The following is a 15,629-nucleotide window of genomic DNA, read 5'->3' as shown; positions in this document are numbered from 1 at the left end:
GCAGAAAGAAGCTGCCGCCTGTACTTTGACAAATATACCCGTAAGATAACGGCGGCGTATCATAGGGCAAACCGGACACTTTCCTTTTGTGCCTTAGCTGTACGGAGAATACGCCATGACGCTTCCCTACACGGAAGCCGAGCGAGAAATATTCTACCGTAAAGCAAGCGTAGCACCTTGCAAGCCATGACGGCACAAAATACATAATGATACTCCCCTACAGCCACAGTCCGAGCGTTCAAAGCGTCGCAGGCAATGGGTAGGGCTGGATGAGAACCATGCAGGGGTGAAATTCCCGTGAGGCTAATGCTTATAGCCATCCGATTAAAGCCCATTTTATCAATTAACTCTGAATAATGGACAAACCATTATTCAGAGACTGATTTAACATCAGATGAAAGGGGTTGATCTTTTGAATGAAAAGAAACTTGCCGTCACAAAGACGGAGCATAAGATAGGCAAGACGACCTACATTATATGTTCGTCGTTCAGCGATAAAGCAACGGACAACCTTGATAAAAAAATTGAAAAGCTGATCCGAAAAGATATTGAAGAGAACGCCCGAAATCAGGGTGTTCTTTAATATTTAAGCCATGATATAAGCAGCGGTTTATGGTATAATATTATTAGTACACATACCATGCTTGTCTGCTGATAGAAAGGAGGCTACTTTATGATAGCAGACAAGATAACTGCCTTATATTGTCGATTAAGTCAAGAGGATGTACAAACCGGTGAGAGTGAATCCATACAAAATCAAAAATTGATTTTACAGAAGTATGCGGATGAACACCATTTTTTCAATACTCGATTTTTCATTGACGATGGTTTTTCCGGAGTGAGCTTTGAACGCAAGGGACTTCAAGCTATGTTACAAGAGGTAGAAGCCGGAAATGTGTCAACCGTCATCACCAAAGATCTTTCCCGTCTGGGGCGTAACTATTTGAAAACCGGCGAACTGATTGAGATTGTGTTCCCGGAATATGAAGTACGCTATATTGCCATAAATGATGGTGTGGATACTGCAAGAGAGGACAACGAGTTCACTCCTTTGCGGAATTGGTTTAACGAATTTTATGCCCGCGATACCTCAAAGAAAATCCGTGCCGTGAAACAGGCAAAAGCTCAAAAGGGAGAGCGCGTCAACGGAGAAGTACCTTACGGATACATTGCTGATCCAAATAACCGAAATCATCTCCTGCCCGATCCTGAAACGACACATGTAGTAAAACAAATTTTCGCTATGTATATAAGAGGCGACCGTATCTGCGAAATACAGAATTGGCTGAAAGAAAACAAAATTCTGACCGTCGCCGAACTACGCTATCGGCGTACAGGGAAATGCCGTCACCCGCGCCCGCATCCGACTTGCATCTATAACTGGCCGGATAAGACGCTGTATGATATTCTCTCCCGAAAGGAATATCTGGGACATACTATCACGGGAAAGAGCTATAAGGTGTCATACAAGTCAAAAAAGACAAAGAAAAACCCTGAAGAAAAGCAATATTTTTTCCCAAATACCCATGAAGCATTGATTGACGAAGAAACCTTCGATCTCGCACAAAAGCGGATTGCTACAAAACACCGACCAAACAAAATAAATGAGATTGATTTGTTTTCTGGGCTTCTCTTTTGCGGAGATTGTGGCTACAAGATGTATCTACAACAGGGAGCCGGAACGCCGGAGCGAAAACACGCCTACACCTGCGGTAAATACCGTAACCGTATCAGGACAGGCGAAATTTGCACCACCCACTATATTCGCAAGAGTGTCCTAAAAGAGCTTGTCCTTGCCGACCTGCAAAGGGTATTATCTTATGTCAAAACTCACGAAAAGGAATTTATCCGGCATGCCAATGAATATAACGCAAAGTCCATGCAAAAGGCATTGTCTCGGCAGAAAAAGGAGCTGGAAAAAGCAACCGTAAGAATGAACGAGTTGAACATCCTGTTCCGCAAGCTATATGAGGATAACGCTTTGGGGAAACTTTCGGACGAGCAGTTTGTGTTTCTGACTTCCGGTTATGATGAGGAAAAAGAAACATTAACCCGCCGGATTGCAGAGCTGTCACAGGAGATCGACAAGGTTACCGAGCGCAGCGTAGACGTAAGAAAATTTGTTGCCATTGTGCGCAAGTACACGGCAATTCAAGAACTGACTTACGAGAATGTCCATGAATTTATTGACCGCATCCTAATCCACGAGCTGGACAAGGAAACAAATACGCGGAAAATTGAAATCATGTATAGCTTTGTGGGTCGAGTAGAAACGGGCGATCAGCCCACGGAAAGCATCTCCTATTTCAGACAGATAGGAGCAAATGTCAAGAGCTATGCAATTTGACGCAAAAAATAAGCGGGACAACGCACCCCTTGAAAAAGTTACGTTATCCCACTTCAACAAAATTGATTCCTGAATATCCGTCATCCACATATTCCTTTGCAAGCTCCATCTCCTCGTTTTTATCAATGTAATCTTGGATTTGAAGTCTTTGATTGGAAATACTGTTGCTTTCCGCCTTGAAATCTTTATCGTATTTTTCGTCATCCTGAGATAGTCGAAGATACATGGCTACCCGACAGGTATCCGAAATTCTTTTAGACATAACAAAACCTCCAAACTTTCATATTCTTTTTCAAGAGAAATATGATAACTTGGAGTCTTTTCAAGCACTTATTTAAGTTGTATCCCTATTTGATTCGTATTATACCATAAATTCGTAAAAAAGTCTGCCCCTTTTATCATATTTTTAATCAAGCAGCATCGCTTTCTTTTCTAAATAGGACAAAAAGCAATCCGCTAAGCTTCTTCCGTTCCCTGCATAACTGCATTTGACGATAACATTTCCGACTTTCATAAAATACATGGAAAGCGGATCCATATTTTTCTTATTCTTTATATCTTCAATGTCCGGAACGAGTCTTTGATCAATCTCATTCACCGACATATTTTTATATCTTGTTAATTCTTCTGTGTTCATAAAAAAGCTCCTTCCACCGTTATTTTCTTTCTTTAAGTTTTTTGACATTGGTAGGTGTCTTGGCTGACAACATAGGAATCTCACCTCCGCCTCTTATTCCAGACGAGCCGGCATAAACTATTGAAGTATCATTATCACTGCTTGTATCAACGAACAGACTGCCACATCTGTTTTTTATGTTTTCTTATTTGTCGCTCACTTTCTTATTTCCTTGGTTTACCCAGTATTCATAAAACCGAAATCAATCAGCAGAAAGGTCTTGGCGTAAGTCATAATCCTCCACAAGCAGATAAAGTCCTACCTTGGTCTATTCAGTTGTCAAAGAACAAAATATTTGAAAGGGATTTTTCTTTCTATTTTCCAATTTGCCATAGCAACCTATCTCTTAATAAAAGAAAGTAAAAGAGGTCAAACTCCCCTTCACTTTATATAAGGAAAATTTGACCCCTTTGGTTACCGAAATTCTAAATTTCTTCGATAAATTTCTTCAGCTTCTCTAAGATTTTATTTCTTTTCTTAATCAAAGCCGGGTGTGTGATACTTTTTAGCCTTGCTACCGAGCGGACGGTTTCGTCCTGAAAGTACAACCGCTCTATGATGTCCCTTTCTTCTGCATTGAGTCTTGATATGGCATTTCTGACTGCTTCAATCATCATCTGTGTTTCGACAATCTTTTCGACATCAACACTTTCATCAATGATGTTCTCTGCAAAATGTCCATCCTGATCCAAGGACGAAAAAAAGAGCAAGTGGTTTTTTCTGTCCACCTGCTCTAAATACTTTTCATGTTCTCTTTCCCGCCAGTAGACTTTGTATATCTCCTCACTGACTTTTACCTTTTGTCCGTTTACATATAGATAAAATTCTTTTTTCATTTTGAAGTCCTCCGTTTCTTCTGACTGACCGTTTTTCAGACAAAAAAAGGAGGACTTCTGCATCTGGGCATAAGAAGTCCTACACAATGAAAGAAATGTATCTTTACACTAATTATATTTAATTGTTTAAGAAAGTATGCGTAATCACAGACAACTACAAGGATTATAGAAAAAAGGAGTGTTTTTATTCCATTTCAATTCTACAAGGTAACTTATACACTTGTTCATCTCCCTTTCCCTCCGTTCATTATAGATAAATAGCATCCATACCTACAGCCTCTTTTGATTATTTTCGCTTTTATATCAAATGTCCTTGTATTTACGCTTTGTCTTTTCCCATTTTATTAAGTTCACTAAGCATCATAAGTATTCCAACCATAATCATAATGAAATCCACCAGTGGTTGTGTGAACCATACCGCTTTTATTCCAAATACCATTGGTAAAAAGATCATTGCAGGAACAAATAAGAATAACTGTCTAAGCATAACAATAGTTCCGGCTTTCTTTCCGTTTCCGATTGATTGGAAGAATGTAATAGTCATCACCATTACTCCGTACAAGATAAATACAGAATAGAACAATCTGAAGTTTCCTACTCCCTGTGCAATAATGCCTGCTTCTACACCGAACAAGGAAAGGATCTGACTTGAAAACAGTAAAGATGGAAGCCAAAAGATTGCTGCAAGGATAAGTCCGCCAATAGAAAATACCTTCATACCTTGTCTTACTCTGTCAAACTGTTTTGCTCCGAAGTTTGTACCAACCACAGGTTGCAGCCCCTGACTCATTCCCCAAAGCGGAATAAATGAAAAGGCATATACACGAAGCGATGCTGCCATCAAAATTCCGTTCGTATCCCCACCATACTTAAATGCCATTTTATAAAGCATTGTTTGTTGTATCATAAATAAGAGCTGCATCATCATAGCGGATGAACCGACAGAAAACATTTCTTTTTTAATTTCCGCATCAGACTGTATCTTATGAATTTTAACGACCTTACTCTTTTTCAAGAAATAATGTAGTGTTACAGCAGCTTGAACAAATTGGGCTGTGATCGTTGCAAGGGCAGCACCTTCAATAGCGTATTCACCCATAACGGTCATTAGTATCGGATCAAGTATGATATTAAGCAAAGCACCAAAACCCATAATCAGCATGGCTTTTTTCATCAGTCCTTCGCCACGCATCACCATATTGGCAGACTGTGTAAAGTTCACAAATAGAGAACCTATAAAAATCACTCTAAGGTATCTGATACCATAGGCTTTAATTTCACCTGTTGCACCGACCATATCTAAAAAGTGTGGTGCGAGGAGGATTCCTCCGACTGTGATGATAGCAGAGAACAAAATCACCCAAAAGATTAAGTTACCCATAATTTTATCTACAGTTTTCTGATCCCCTTTTCCAATGGCTCGTGATAGGACAGACGCAGAACCTACACCAAGCAAGGTTGAAACACCGCTGTTAAAAAAGGTGAGGGGCATTGCAACACCACAAGCGGTCATTGCTGTTTGTCCTATGATTTTACCTGCAAAAATCCCATCCATTAACGGATATAGACCGATGACTATCATTCCTATAACTGCCGGAACAGATAGCTGAAAGAGCAAGTCTATCGGTCTTTTGCTTAGTAGTTGTTCTTTCATTTCTTGTTTCAATTATTTTCCTCCATTGCTATAAATATATTTCTATAAGATTTTTATGCCTTTATTCTTTTCTTGTAACTCAACCATATTTTTATAGATTCCATTTGAATTCATTAAATCCTCATGGTTTCCTTGTTCTGCAATATTCCCTTCCTTGATTACAACAATATTGTCGGCATCCCTAATCGTATTTAATCTGTGAGCAATAACTAATAAGGTTTTATTCTTTACCAATTCACTGATTGCTTCCTGTATATAGCTTTCATTGTCCACATCAACACTTGCTGTTGCCTCGTCAAGAATTACAATAGGAGCATCTTTTAATATGCAGCGAGCAATAGAAATTCTTTGTTTTTCACCACCGGATAGAGTTGCTCCTCCCTCTCCAATCATAGTGTCAAATCCATCAGGAAGTGCCATAATAAAATCATAGCATCTTGCTTTTTGGGCAGCTTCTATAACTTCTTCTTTCGTTGCATTTTCTTTTCCCATAGCAATATTATTAAAAATTGTATCTTGGAATAAATAAACTCTCTGGAAAACCATACTGATTTCCGACATCAATTCAGACAGTGAAACATCCTTTATATTCACTCCTCTAATCAAAATTTCACCGGAGTCTACATCCCAGAATCTTGCCAAAAGATTTGCCACTGTGGATTTTCCTCCTCCGGACTGTCCAACTAAAGCCGTCATTGTATTCTTATTCATTTTGAAACTCATATCATGTAAGACCTCTTTTTCGCCATAAGAAAATTTAACATGATTAAAACAAATTTCAGGTTCTGAGGTATCAGATTTTGAGATATGTTTTTTGCCTACATCTTGTAATTCAGTTTCATTTAACACTTCTTCAATGCGATCCAAAGCAGCGTTCATTACGGTAAGCCTTGTAGCTTCTCCGTAAAGTGTTTTTAAAGGGCTGAATAAGTCAAACACAAACAAAATAAGCCCCAACATATACGCAAGTCCCAAAGTTCCTTGATAATTAAGATATAGAGCTGCTGCTAAAATAAATGTAATGCCAATTCCATAAATAATATTTAAACCGGTTGTCCATGGTGTTATTTTATTTTCAAATTTTATAGATGTGTCCTTTGAGGATACAAAATTATCTGTAAGAGATTTAGAATTTTCGCCTAAAAGGTTGTAACTTTTAATGACACCTATACCCTCAGCAAATGATAAAACTGCATCCGTTAGTTTTTCACTTTGTTCTTGTCTAATAGCCGCTTCCGATAAAGACATCTTATTCATGCTATTTGCAAGCAGTGTTGCAACCAATGTTACACACACCGCAATCAGTCCAATTCTGTAATCTAAAACAAACATGAATATTGTTAGTACAAGCGTTGATAATACATAGCTCATCATATTTGCAATCGTACTCATGGAAACTTCTTCAATAAAAGCCATGTCCGAACTTAAAACAGAATTTATTTTTCCTAAATTACCTGTTGTAAAGTATCCCATCGGGAGCTTTCTAAGATGATTTCCAAGCTCCATTCTTTTATCAGCAAAAATCATAAAGCCGGCGGCACTTTGCAATTTATCGCTTAAGAAGTGATCCACTGCTTGTAATAAAACCACTAAAACAAGTCCTACTCCTACATATAGAAAAGTTTTGGAGGTGTTCGTTTTTTCATAAAATCCAATCAAAACGGTAAATGCAACAAATATAGGCATTTTACTTAATATAGATTCAACAAAGGCAAATATAAATGCGGACTTTATTCTGTTTTTGTATTTACCTGATAAATTTAAAATTCTTGAAATTAGTCTAAACATTCATTTCACCTTCCTTTCTGCTGATTTTCCAATCTTTACTAAATAGTGTCGCATCCCATAATTTACGATATTCTGCTGAAGATTCCAATAAATCTTTATGCTTTCCATTCGCAACTAAATTACCATGATCCATGACCAATATCTGATCTGCATCTACAATAGATGGCAACTTATGTGCAATAACAATTAAGGTTTTTCCTTTTACAAGTTCACGAATAGCCCCTTCCATTTTTTCTTCATTTTCCGGATCTGCGTAGGCTGTTGCCTCATCAAGTACAACAATCGGAGCATTCTTCAAAATAGCTCTCGCTAATGATATTCTTTGCCTTTCTCCACCTGAAAGCATCTTTCCTGCTTCCCCAGCTAAAGAATAAATACCATCCGGAAGTCTATTTAAGAATTCCATGCACTGGGCTTTTTTAGCTGCTTCCATAACCTCATCATCGCTTGCAGCTAAATTACCAATACGAATATTCTCTAAAAGCGAAGTATTAAATAAATATTGGTCTTGTGCTACATAAGAAATTTGCTTATTGAGAGATTCCAATCTTATATCTCGTAAGTCTTGTCCCCCAATGCTTATGCTTCCATCTAAAACATCATAGTAGTGAATTAAAAGTTTAGCTAAAGTACTTTTTCCCTACAATGTCAAGTATATGATATAAAAAAATCACCTAAATTTCTTTAAGTGATTCTTCTAATCGTTCTTTATAATATTGTTCCTTCAGAAAGAATATCGACATACTTTTTATATACATATTGCTTATATCTTTTCTTTTCCTCCACGAGTTCCAATATTTCAAGTTCTGTTAAAGTTTCAAGTAATTTATTTACCGTTGGTTTACTCAAATCTGACAAGAGCCTGATGTCTTCCGTTTCCAAGAATGGATGCTTTAACAGGTAATCATATACCAAAAGAAGACTTGAAATATTTCCCTTTGGTATATTACGAATTTTTTCCATATCAATCCTTTTTAATTTTAGAATTTTTTGGATTGATGAAATAGCATCCTCAGATATTTCACATATTCCTTCTATGAAAAATTTAATCCATTCTTCAAATTCTCCTTTGATACGAACATTATTCAATAATTCATAATATCTGTTTCTATTTTTTTTGAAAAAGTAACTTAAATACAAAACGGGATATTCAATCAACCCTCGCTCTTTCAAAAACAATACAATAAGCAATCTTCCCATTCTCCCGTTACCGTCTAAGAATGGGTGTATCGTTTCAAACTGATAGTGAATCAATGCAGTCTTTATCAGATTTGAAATAGAACTGTCTTCATGTATATATTTCTCTAAATCACTCAGAGAATGCTCCATTTCCTCCGGAGAGGGCGGAACAAAGCTTGCTGTATTTAATGTACATCCGGTATATCCAATCCAATTTTGAGATTTTCTAAACTCTCCCGGTGATTTTTCATTGCCTCTGACACCCGACAATAAAACAGAATGCGTTTCTTTAATCAATCTCATACATAAAGGCAGCTCTTCCAATCTTTTAAACGCATAATTTGTTGCTTTTATATAATTGACAATTTCCTCTGTGTCTTTTATTTTTTCGTTATTTCTATCTTTTTGTAAAACATCAATCAAAGAAGCCTGTGTCCCCTCTATTTGAGAGCTGATAACTGCTTCTTTTTGCACATACATAGACACAAAAAGATCAATGTCCGGCAAGGTAATTGCCATACCGTCTAACCTTCCTAAAAGCAAATAGGCTTTATTTATCAAACTCTGAAGCTGATCATCTATGTCCAATTTCAATTCTTTTAAATTATGGGGAATAAAGCACTCATAATCACTTTGCATCCTTTTCAATATACCGGCTCTATTTGTTTCTAATTTCATAATCCAATCCTCTAAGTTAAATTTTTTTTACTTACAATCAGAATATCAGTTTTAAGTAAAATTTTCAATCACTTTTTTTACTTAAAATATCTGTTATCCTTATAAGTAAAATTTTTTGTCATAAATTATTCCCTTTCTTTTAATTCAATTTCTACCTCTCCATATCTTGATACCACAATTTTTTCCACCATAGTATCCACAAGTTCTTTCGTGATTTTGCTACCACCTGCGAAATCGGGTAGCTCATTTGCAGGTTTGGAAATACTCTCTTTTTCCAATTCCTGCTCTAACTTTTGTTTTTTCAGCAAGAGATTTTGTTTTTCCTGTAAATATTCCTCCTTCGATAGCTCTTTATTTTTATATTTTTCATATTCTTTTTGCAGGCTGCTGTTTATATCCTCAATCTCTTTGATATAATTTTGATTTACTTTTGTATCAAGTGCAGGGTTTTCTTTACTCGTCAGAGCAGGGGCATTCTTCAACCGTTTCAACACAGCTTCTTCCAAAGTTTGTTCTTTTATATTATTACTTCTTTTATTCTCTTTGCAATATAGACAATAATAGCGCTTATACCGATATACGCCTTTTTTTAATTGATAGCTTTCTCCTCTATAGTACATCGAGCTTCCACATTCTTTACAGAATACTTTTCTTTTGAATATTGGAATAAACTCATCTGTAGCTTCTTTTCGATGATTAAAATTTTCACCTCTCCTTTGTTTTTTTATCTCCTGCACTTTTAGAAAGATTTCTTTGGATATAATTGCTTCATGCGTGTTTTCTACTCTTTTCCACTCTTCTTTGGGCAGCCTTTCCACTTTTCGTCCGCCTATATGGGTTTCTTTCAGTTTATTATACACATAATCTCCGGTATATAGCTCCATACCGGTCATCTGGGTAATTGTCATTCCCTGCCACATTCTCTTTTTTACTTCCGTTCCGGTTTTTAAACTCTTCTCATAGCTTATGATTCCCAGCTCTTCTTTTCTTCCGGAGCGGGTAATATATCCTTTTTCATTAAATATTCCTGCTATTTGTCTGCAAGAATATCCTTGCAAGATAAGTTCAAAGGCTTCTTTTACAATAAATGCCGTCTTTTCATCTATGATAATACGGTGTTTATTATTCGGGTCTTTCAGGTAGCCGAACGGTGCCAAGCCATTCGTGTTTTTTCCTTGCGATTTTAGCTCTTGAGAGATACCCCTTATTTTTTGGGATAATTCTTTTGAATAGAAATCATATAACAGGCTTTTAAACTGGGTATCAATTTCTGTTCCGTTATTTCTTTCTTTTGAGCTGTCATAAGCATCATTGATAGCAATAAACCGAATGCCCATAAATGGAAAGATATTCTCTAAATAGTTTCCCATTTCGATATAATCTCTTGAAAATCTGGACATATCCTTTACGATAATGCTGTCTATCTGATTGTTTTTTAAGTCCTCAAGCAATCTTTGGTATGCCGGTCTGTTCGGATTGGTGCCTGAAAATCCGTCATCTACATATTCCGATACTTCATATCCTGTTAAATCGTTATGCTCTTTTATATAACTTTTGATATATTCCCTTTGGTTATGAATGCTTTCACTTTCTCCTTCTTTTTGATAATCCTCTATGGATAATCTTAGATAAATAGCTAATTTACTCATAACCAAGCCCTCCTAACAGCTCCATTTCTTCTACTATATCGAACTTAAAGTGTATTATCACTTTTCTATCCTTTGATATGGTAATAAAATCAATGATTTTACGGATAAACTCCTCGTCTATACTGTCCGTATCCTTAGACTTTATATCAAACAGACTGTTGATAAAACATTCAAGCTCTCTTCTTTTTTGTTTTGCTATTTTTTGCTTTTCAAAATATATCCCACTTTCTTTTTCAACAGAACAAATTTGCCTTTGAATATCAGCTTTTTCTTTTTGGTAATTTTCTAATAAAAGCTCTCCTTTCACGTATTCTTCATATTTCCTTTGAAGCTCTGATAATTTATGCTCTTTCTTTCCTTGAAGCTTTTTAAGCTTATTTTCCATATCTTTTAATTGACATTTGTAAAAATATTCCAGCTTATTCTTCCAGTCGTCTTTTGGGCTTAAACTGCCGATGCTCTCTTTTACAGTGTGAAACAGGATTTTGTCAATTTCACTTTCCCGTATCTTGCAGTGTACTTCATTTTCAAACAGACAGTCTTCTCCTCTGCAAAAGAAATAATATTCATTAGAAATATTTCTGTACCGCATTTTTAATAACCGCCCGCAGTGTTTACATATCAAAAGTCCTTTGTATTTGTTATCTGTTGTTTCGGTCTTTGTATATAAATTATATTTTTCTCTTTGAATATTTCCTTTTTCTTTTCTAAGATTTTGAACTTCAAAGAATGTTTCTTTATCAATAATCGCTTCATGCGTATCTTCCACTTTAACCCATTCTTCTACAGGCTTATATGCTCCTTTTTCTTTTCGGACGCTTTTTTTCTCGTGCATCCCCTGTACCATATTTCCGATATAGACTTCATTTTCAAAAAACTGTCCAATCGCACCGGGATTCCATTGTTTTTTATTATCCGGACTTCTTAAAACTTCTCCAGTTTTCATATACTGCCATGGGGTTGTGTACTTTTTCGTCAGCTCTCTTGCAATTTCTACCTGAGATGCTCCTTTGCAGGCTAAGTCAAACATAAGCTCTACCACTTCCCTCACCTTTTCATCTATGATTAAGACTTTTCCCTTATCTTTTCTTACCGCCTTATAGCCGTAAGGGGCAAAAGTTCCTATAAAGTATCCCTGCTTCATCTTTGCCTGCTTGGTGCTGCTTACCTTTTTGGAAATATCTTTCGCATACAGGTCATTGATGATATTTTTGATTGTAACTTCAAAGGATTTTTTATCATCTGTTTTATTTTCCGTATCAAAATGATCATTTACGGATATGAAGCGAACTTCCAAGAAAGGAAATATTTTTTCGATGTAGTTTCCAATCTCCAAGTATTCTCTTCCAAATCTGGAAAGGTCTTTTACAATAATGCAGTTGATTTTTCTTTCCTTAATGTCTGCCATCATTTCATTAAAAGCAGGTCTTTTAAAATTTGTTCCGGTATATTCATAGTCCTGATAGACTTTAACTATGCTGATTCCCTTTTCTTTGGCTTCTTTGATACAAAGTTCTTCCTGCATAGCAAGAGAATTGCTTTTATCCCTGTATTCTTCTTTTCTCTCTTGGGATAATCTGGTATAAATCCCTGCCCGATAGAAAATATTGTTCTTTCCGCTTTTTCTCTCTGTAACAGATACCTCATACCTCTTTTTTGTTCTAGCCATGGCAAACCTCACTTCCTACAGCTTTTTGAGTTGTTACAAACTGTAATGATGTTTGCTGCTTATAGCCTTGAGAGAATTGTTCCTTATCTTTTTTATCGTTTATCCCTGTTTTATCTGTTATGTTTTTTTCTTCACTATTACTTGCCATAGCTTCCAACAGGGCGACTTCTTCCTGATGATTAAAAATTACTTCAATTTCTTTGTTTTCTCCTACAAGGATTTTATCAATTAGCATAACAATGGAAAGCCTGTCCGGTTTTGTGAGTGCCTTATATTTTTTGATGTCTATCAGCCAGCTCTCATTATTTTTAATTCTCTCTTTGACCGTTTCCTGTTTTTTCTTCCTGCATTCAATATTTTCATTTAATTTTGCAATTTGCTCCAAGTAATTGGCACGAAACATCTGATATTCTTCTTTGGAAATAATATCTTCTTCCAAATCTGCATATAGGGAGGACAATAGATTTTGTGTCATTTCTTTTTCTCTTTCAAGTATCCCTATATGAGTGTCTGTAATATTTTTGGAAACATCAATCTCTTTAATTTTTCGATACAAATTTTCGTGAAATATCAGGTAATGGTCAAAAATGCCTGCCATTATTTCTTCCAAATCTTCGTTTTTAATGCTGTGTCTTGTGCAGGATTTTTCTTTGTTGTACTTTGAGCAGATATAAAACACCTGCTCTTTTTCTTTATATTTTACAACTCGTCTTACAAGAGCACTGTTGCAATCTTTACAAAATAACATTCCACTGAAAAGGTCTGTCTTTTTCTCTTTTGTATTATAAAAATCTCTTTTTAACATACGGTTTGCAATGTAAAATACTTCTTTACTGATGATTCCTTCGTGGGTATCTTCCACCTTAACCCAATCTCTTTTGTCTTTTTCAATTTGTTTCTTATTTTTGTAATTGATTGTGGCACTTTTGCCTTGCAGCATGGTGCCGATATATACTTCATTTTCGATGATTCGGTTAATGGACTTAGCCGACCAGTTTCTTCCCTTTTTTACCTTAAATCCGCCTTTATAGTTTAGTCCTTGCTTTTCCTTGTATACTTTAGGAGAATCTATCCCTAAATCATTTAATTCCTCTGCAATGGCTTTAGAAGAATAGCCTTTTAGTTTCATATCAAAGATACTTTTAATAATATCCCTGACATTTTCATCTGCGATCAGCTTATTCTTATTTTCCTGCGATTTCTTGTAGCCGTAGGGAGCAAAAGAGCCGATGTACTCTCCTTTTTCTCTTTTAATCTTCTGTGAGCTTTTTATCTTATTGGATATATCTCTGGCATAGCTGTCATTGATAAAGTTTCTAATCGGCAAGATCAGGTTACTATCACTCATATCCGCATTTTTGCTGTCGTAGTTGTCATCGATGGAGATGAATCTGATATGAAGCTGCGGAAATATTTTTTGAATATACTTTCCGGCTCCGATATAATCTCTTCCGAATCTGGACAGGTCTTTTACAAGGATGATGTCAAATGCCCTGTCTTTTTTGCTGATTTCCTCCAACATATTTTTTAGTGCCGGTCTGTCATAGTTTGTGCCAGAATATCCGTCATCTGCATATTCCTTGACAAGCTCGATTTCATTGTTTTTTGCATAGCTTTGTATCAACTCTCTTTGATTGGTAATTGAGTTGCTTTCGCTATTCATACCGTCATCTTTTGATAGCCTTAAATACATACAAGCCTTATTTTTAAACATAAAAAAGCCTCCTTCAATTTGATTTATACAATAAACCAAACAAAGGTTAGGCTTCCACGTACTTATTATACCGCTCCTTAAAAATGATTGCAATACCGATTTTTAAGCTGAAGCTTCTGCTTTTTCGTTAATTTCCTCTATTTTCCGTCAGTTTCCGTTATTTTCCGTTATATCTTTCTTTTTATTATGATTTAATATCATGTTACAAAAAGTTTTTCTTTGATATATGCGTCAATTAAGGATTCTAAGTGAAGTCCGCTATCGGAAAATCTTACGGTTACGGTATATCCCTCTATTTGATTTATCTTCTGCTTATCTTTATATGGCAGTCCCATTCCTGCTTTCTTTTTTGTGGGATTTCTGTTATTTTCTTTCATAAGAAATTTCTCCTTCCATTTTCTTTAAGTTTTACGACATTAACAGGTGTCTTGGCTGACAACATAGGAATTTCACCTCCGCCCCTTTTCCAGATGAGCCGGCAATCAACTGTAGATGTATCATTATCCCCATTTATATCTTCGCACATAGGCTGCCACACCTATTTTTTACCTTGCAATTTGTCGCTCACTTTCTTTTATCCTCTGCATTTGCAAGTATTCATTAAAACCGAGATTTTAACGGATATATCCGTTTGCTATGATACATCTTTTCTCAGCAGAAAGGTCTTGGCGTTTTAAGATAGGTTGCTCCATAAATGGTTAACGTCCTGTTTTGGTCTATGAAATTGTCAAAGAACAACGCTCTTATATTTCAAAAGAATATATTCAATTTTTCCAAGGTAAAATTTTCCCTCTATATATAAACCTTACTTTCAGAAGTGCTTTTAACACTTTTTTTGAAAAATTTATTTTTAAGAGAAAAAAGAAAAGGCAAGGAGCATAAATCTCTTTGCCTTCCCCACAAAAACTACCTATCCAACATATCTCTCAGCTTTCTTAGAATCTTATCTCTAATACGGCTGATCTTCATCAGATTGGTATCGTGTGTATTTGCAATATCTTTGAGTGTCTTTTCTTCAAAGTAGATTGCATAAATCAGTTCTTTCTCTTCATCATTTAACTTTTCCAATGCTTTATACAGATCCTCAATCCTCATCTTTGTTTCAATGATTTTTTCGATATCTACATGTTCATCTGCAATGGAATTTAAATCGAGCTTATAGTCCTCAAATCCGTAGACTTTATACTTTCTGCTTTGTCTATTTAAATGAGCTTCGTGATTTAATTCTTTTTTATATGCCTTATACACCTCGTCAGATACCCTTATCTTCCTGCCTCTGACATAAATGTATTTGTTCTCATCTGTCATTTGCAAAATCCTCCTTTTTGTTCAAACCTTTACAATTCCTGCTTTGAACAAAAAAAGGAGGATCTCGGCATTTTGACATGCGAAATCCTCTTTGATGTAAACAATGAAAAGTTCTTTGATTTTTATTATAT

13 protein-coding genes and 2 pseudogenes are annotated in these 15,629 nt (G+C 35.8%); 2 read left to right on the top strand and 13 right to left on the bottom strand.

What is annotated here, in order from left to right:
• Window positions 1-59: 59 nt before the first annotated feature.
• Window positions 60-335 (bottom strand): hypothetical protein, encoded by a 276-nt coding sequence (locus C3V36_07915; GenBank protein AVM69173.1) that lies wholly within the window; start codon window positions 333-335, stop codon window positions 60-62.
• Between the two features lie 59 nt (window positions 336-394).
• Between C3V36_07915 and C3V36_07910 the strand changes: the two genes are divergently transcribed.
• Both C3V36_07910 and C3V36_07905 read left to right on the top strand, forming a co-directional pair.
• Window positions 395-583 (top strand): transposase, encoded by a 189-nt coding sequence (locus tag C3V36_07910; protein ID AVM69172.1) that lies wholly within the window; start codon window positions 395-397, stop codon window positions 581-583.
• A 90-nt stretch (window positions 584-673) separates the two neighbouring features.
• Window positions 674-2,347, top strand: coding sequence for a recombinase (locus C3V36_07905; GenBank protein AVM69171.1), 1,674 nt, complete (start codon window positions 674-676; stop codon window positions 2,345-2,347).
• A gap of 58 nt (window positions 2,348-2,405) precedes the next feature.
• Here C3V36_07905 and C3V36_07900 read toward each other — a convergent pair.
• The 12 genes and pseudogenes from C3V36_07900 to C3V36_07845 form a co-directional block, all read right to left on the bottom strand.
• A pseudogene (locus C3V36_07900) lies at window positions 2,406-2,609 on the bottom strand (recombinase).
• Between the two features lie 144 nt (window positions 2,610-2,753).
• Window positions 2,754-2,984 carry a hypothetical protein gene (locus C3V36_07895; GenBank protein ID AVM69170.1) on the bottom strand — a complete coding sequence of 77 codons (231 nt, stop codon included), beginning with the start codon at window positions 2,982-2,984 and terminating at the stop codon, window positions 2,754-2,756.
• A 464-nt stretch (window positions 2,985-3,448) separates the two neighbouring features.
• Window positions 3,449-3,859, bottom strand: coding sequence for a sigma-70 family RNA polymerase sigma factor (locus tag C3V36_07890; GenBank protein AVM69169.1), 411 nt, complete (start codon window positions 3,857-3,859; stop codon window positions 3,449-3,451).
• A gap of 319 nt (window positions 3,860-4,178) precedes the next feature.
• Window positions 4,179-5,525, bottom strand: a complete 1,347-nt coding sequence (locus C3V36_07885; protein ID AVM69168.1) for an MATE family efflux transporter — start codon at window positions 5,523-5,525, stop codon at window positions 4,179-4,181.
• 30 nt (window positions 5,526-5,555) lie between these two features.
• On the bottom strand, window positions 5,556-7,301 hold the full coding sequence (locus C3V36_07880) for an ABC transporter ATP-binding protein (GenBank protein AVM69167.1): 1,746 nt from the start codon (window positions 7,299-7,301) through the stop codon (window positions 5,556-5,558).
• Window positions 7,294-7,941 (bottom strand): annotated as a pseudogene (locus C3V36_07875) (ABC transporter ATP-binding protein). Before C3V36_07875 ends, C3V36_07880 begins: the two are co-directional and overlap by 8 nt.
• A gap of 68 nt (window positions 7,942-8,009) precedes the next feature.
• The gene (locus tag C3V36_07870) at window positions 8,010-9,158 is read right to left on the bottom strand and encodes a Fic family protein (GenBank protein ID AVM69166.1); all 1,149 of its coding nucleotides are present in this window, start codon (window positions 9,156-9,158) and stop codon (window positions 8,010-8,012) included.
• Window positions 9,159-9,283: 125 nt separating this feature from the next.
• Complete coding sequence (locus C3V36_07865) at window positions 9,284-10,807, bottom strand: conjugal transfer protein (GenBank protein AVM69165.1); 1,524 nt, start codon at window positions 10,805-10,807, stop codon at window positions 9,284-9,286.
• Window positions 10,800-12,476 (bottom strand): recombinase, encoded by a 1,677-nt coding sequence (locus tag C3V36_07860; GenBank protein ID AVM69164.1) that lies wholly within the window; start codon window positions 12,474-12,476, stop codon window positions 10,800-10,802. The genes C3V36_07865 and C3V36_07860 overlap by 8 nt, the downstream gene beginning before the upstream one ends.
• Window positions 12,469-14,190 carry a recombinase gene (locus C3V36_07855; GenBank protein AVM69163.1) on the bottom strand — a complete coding sequence of 574 codons (1,722 nt, stop codon included), beginning with the start codon at window positions 14,188-14,190 and terminating at the stop codon, window positions 12,469-12,471. The genes C3V36_07860 and C3V36_07855 overlap by 8 nt, the downstream gene beginning before the upstream one ends.
• 197 nt (window positions 14,191-14,387) lie before the next feature.
• The gene (locus tag C3V36_07850; protein AVM69162.1) at window positions 14,388-14,567 is read right to left on the bottom strand and encodes a hypothetical protein; all 180 of its coding nucleotides are present in this window, start codon (window positions 14,565-14,567) and stop codon (window positions 14,388-14,390) included.
• 529 nt (window positions 14,568-15,096) lie between these two features.
• On the bottom strand, window positions 15,097-15,498 hold the full coding sequence (locus C3V36_07845) for an RNA polymerase subunit sigma (protein ID AVM69161.1): 402 nt from the start codon (window positions 15,496-15,498) through the stop codon (window positions 15,097-15,099).
• Between the last annotated feature and the right edge of the window lie 131 nt (window positions 15,499-15,629).

It is taken from the genome of Lachnospiraceae bacterium oral taxon 500, from assembly GCA_002999035.1.
Classification (GTDB): Bacteria; Bacillota; Clostridia; order Lachnospirales; family Vallitaleaceae; genus W11650.
This window is presented reverse-complemented; position numbering and strand designations above follow the sequence as displayed.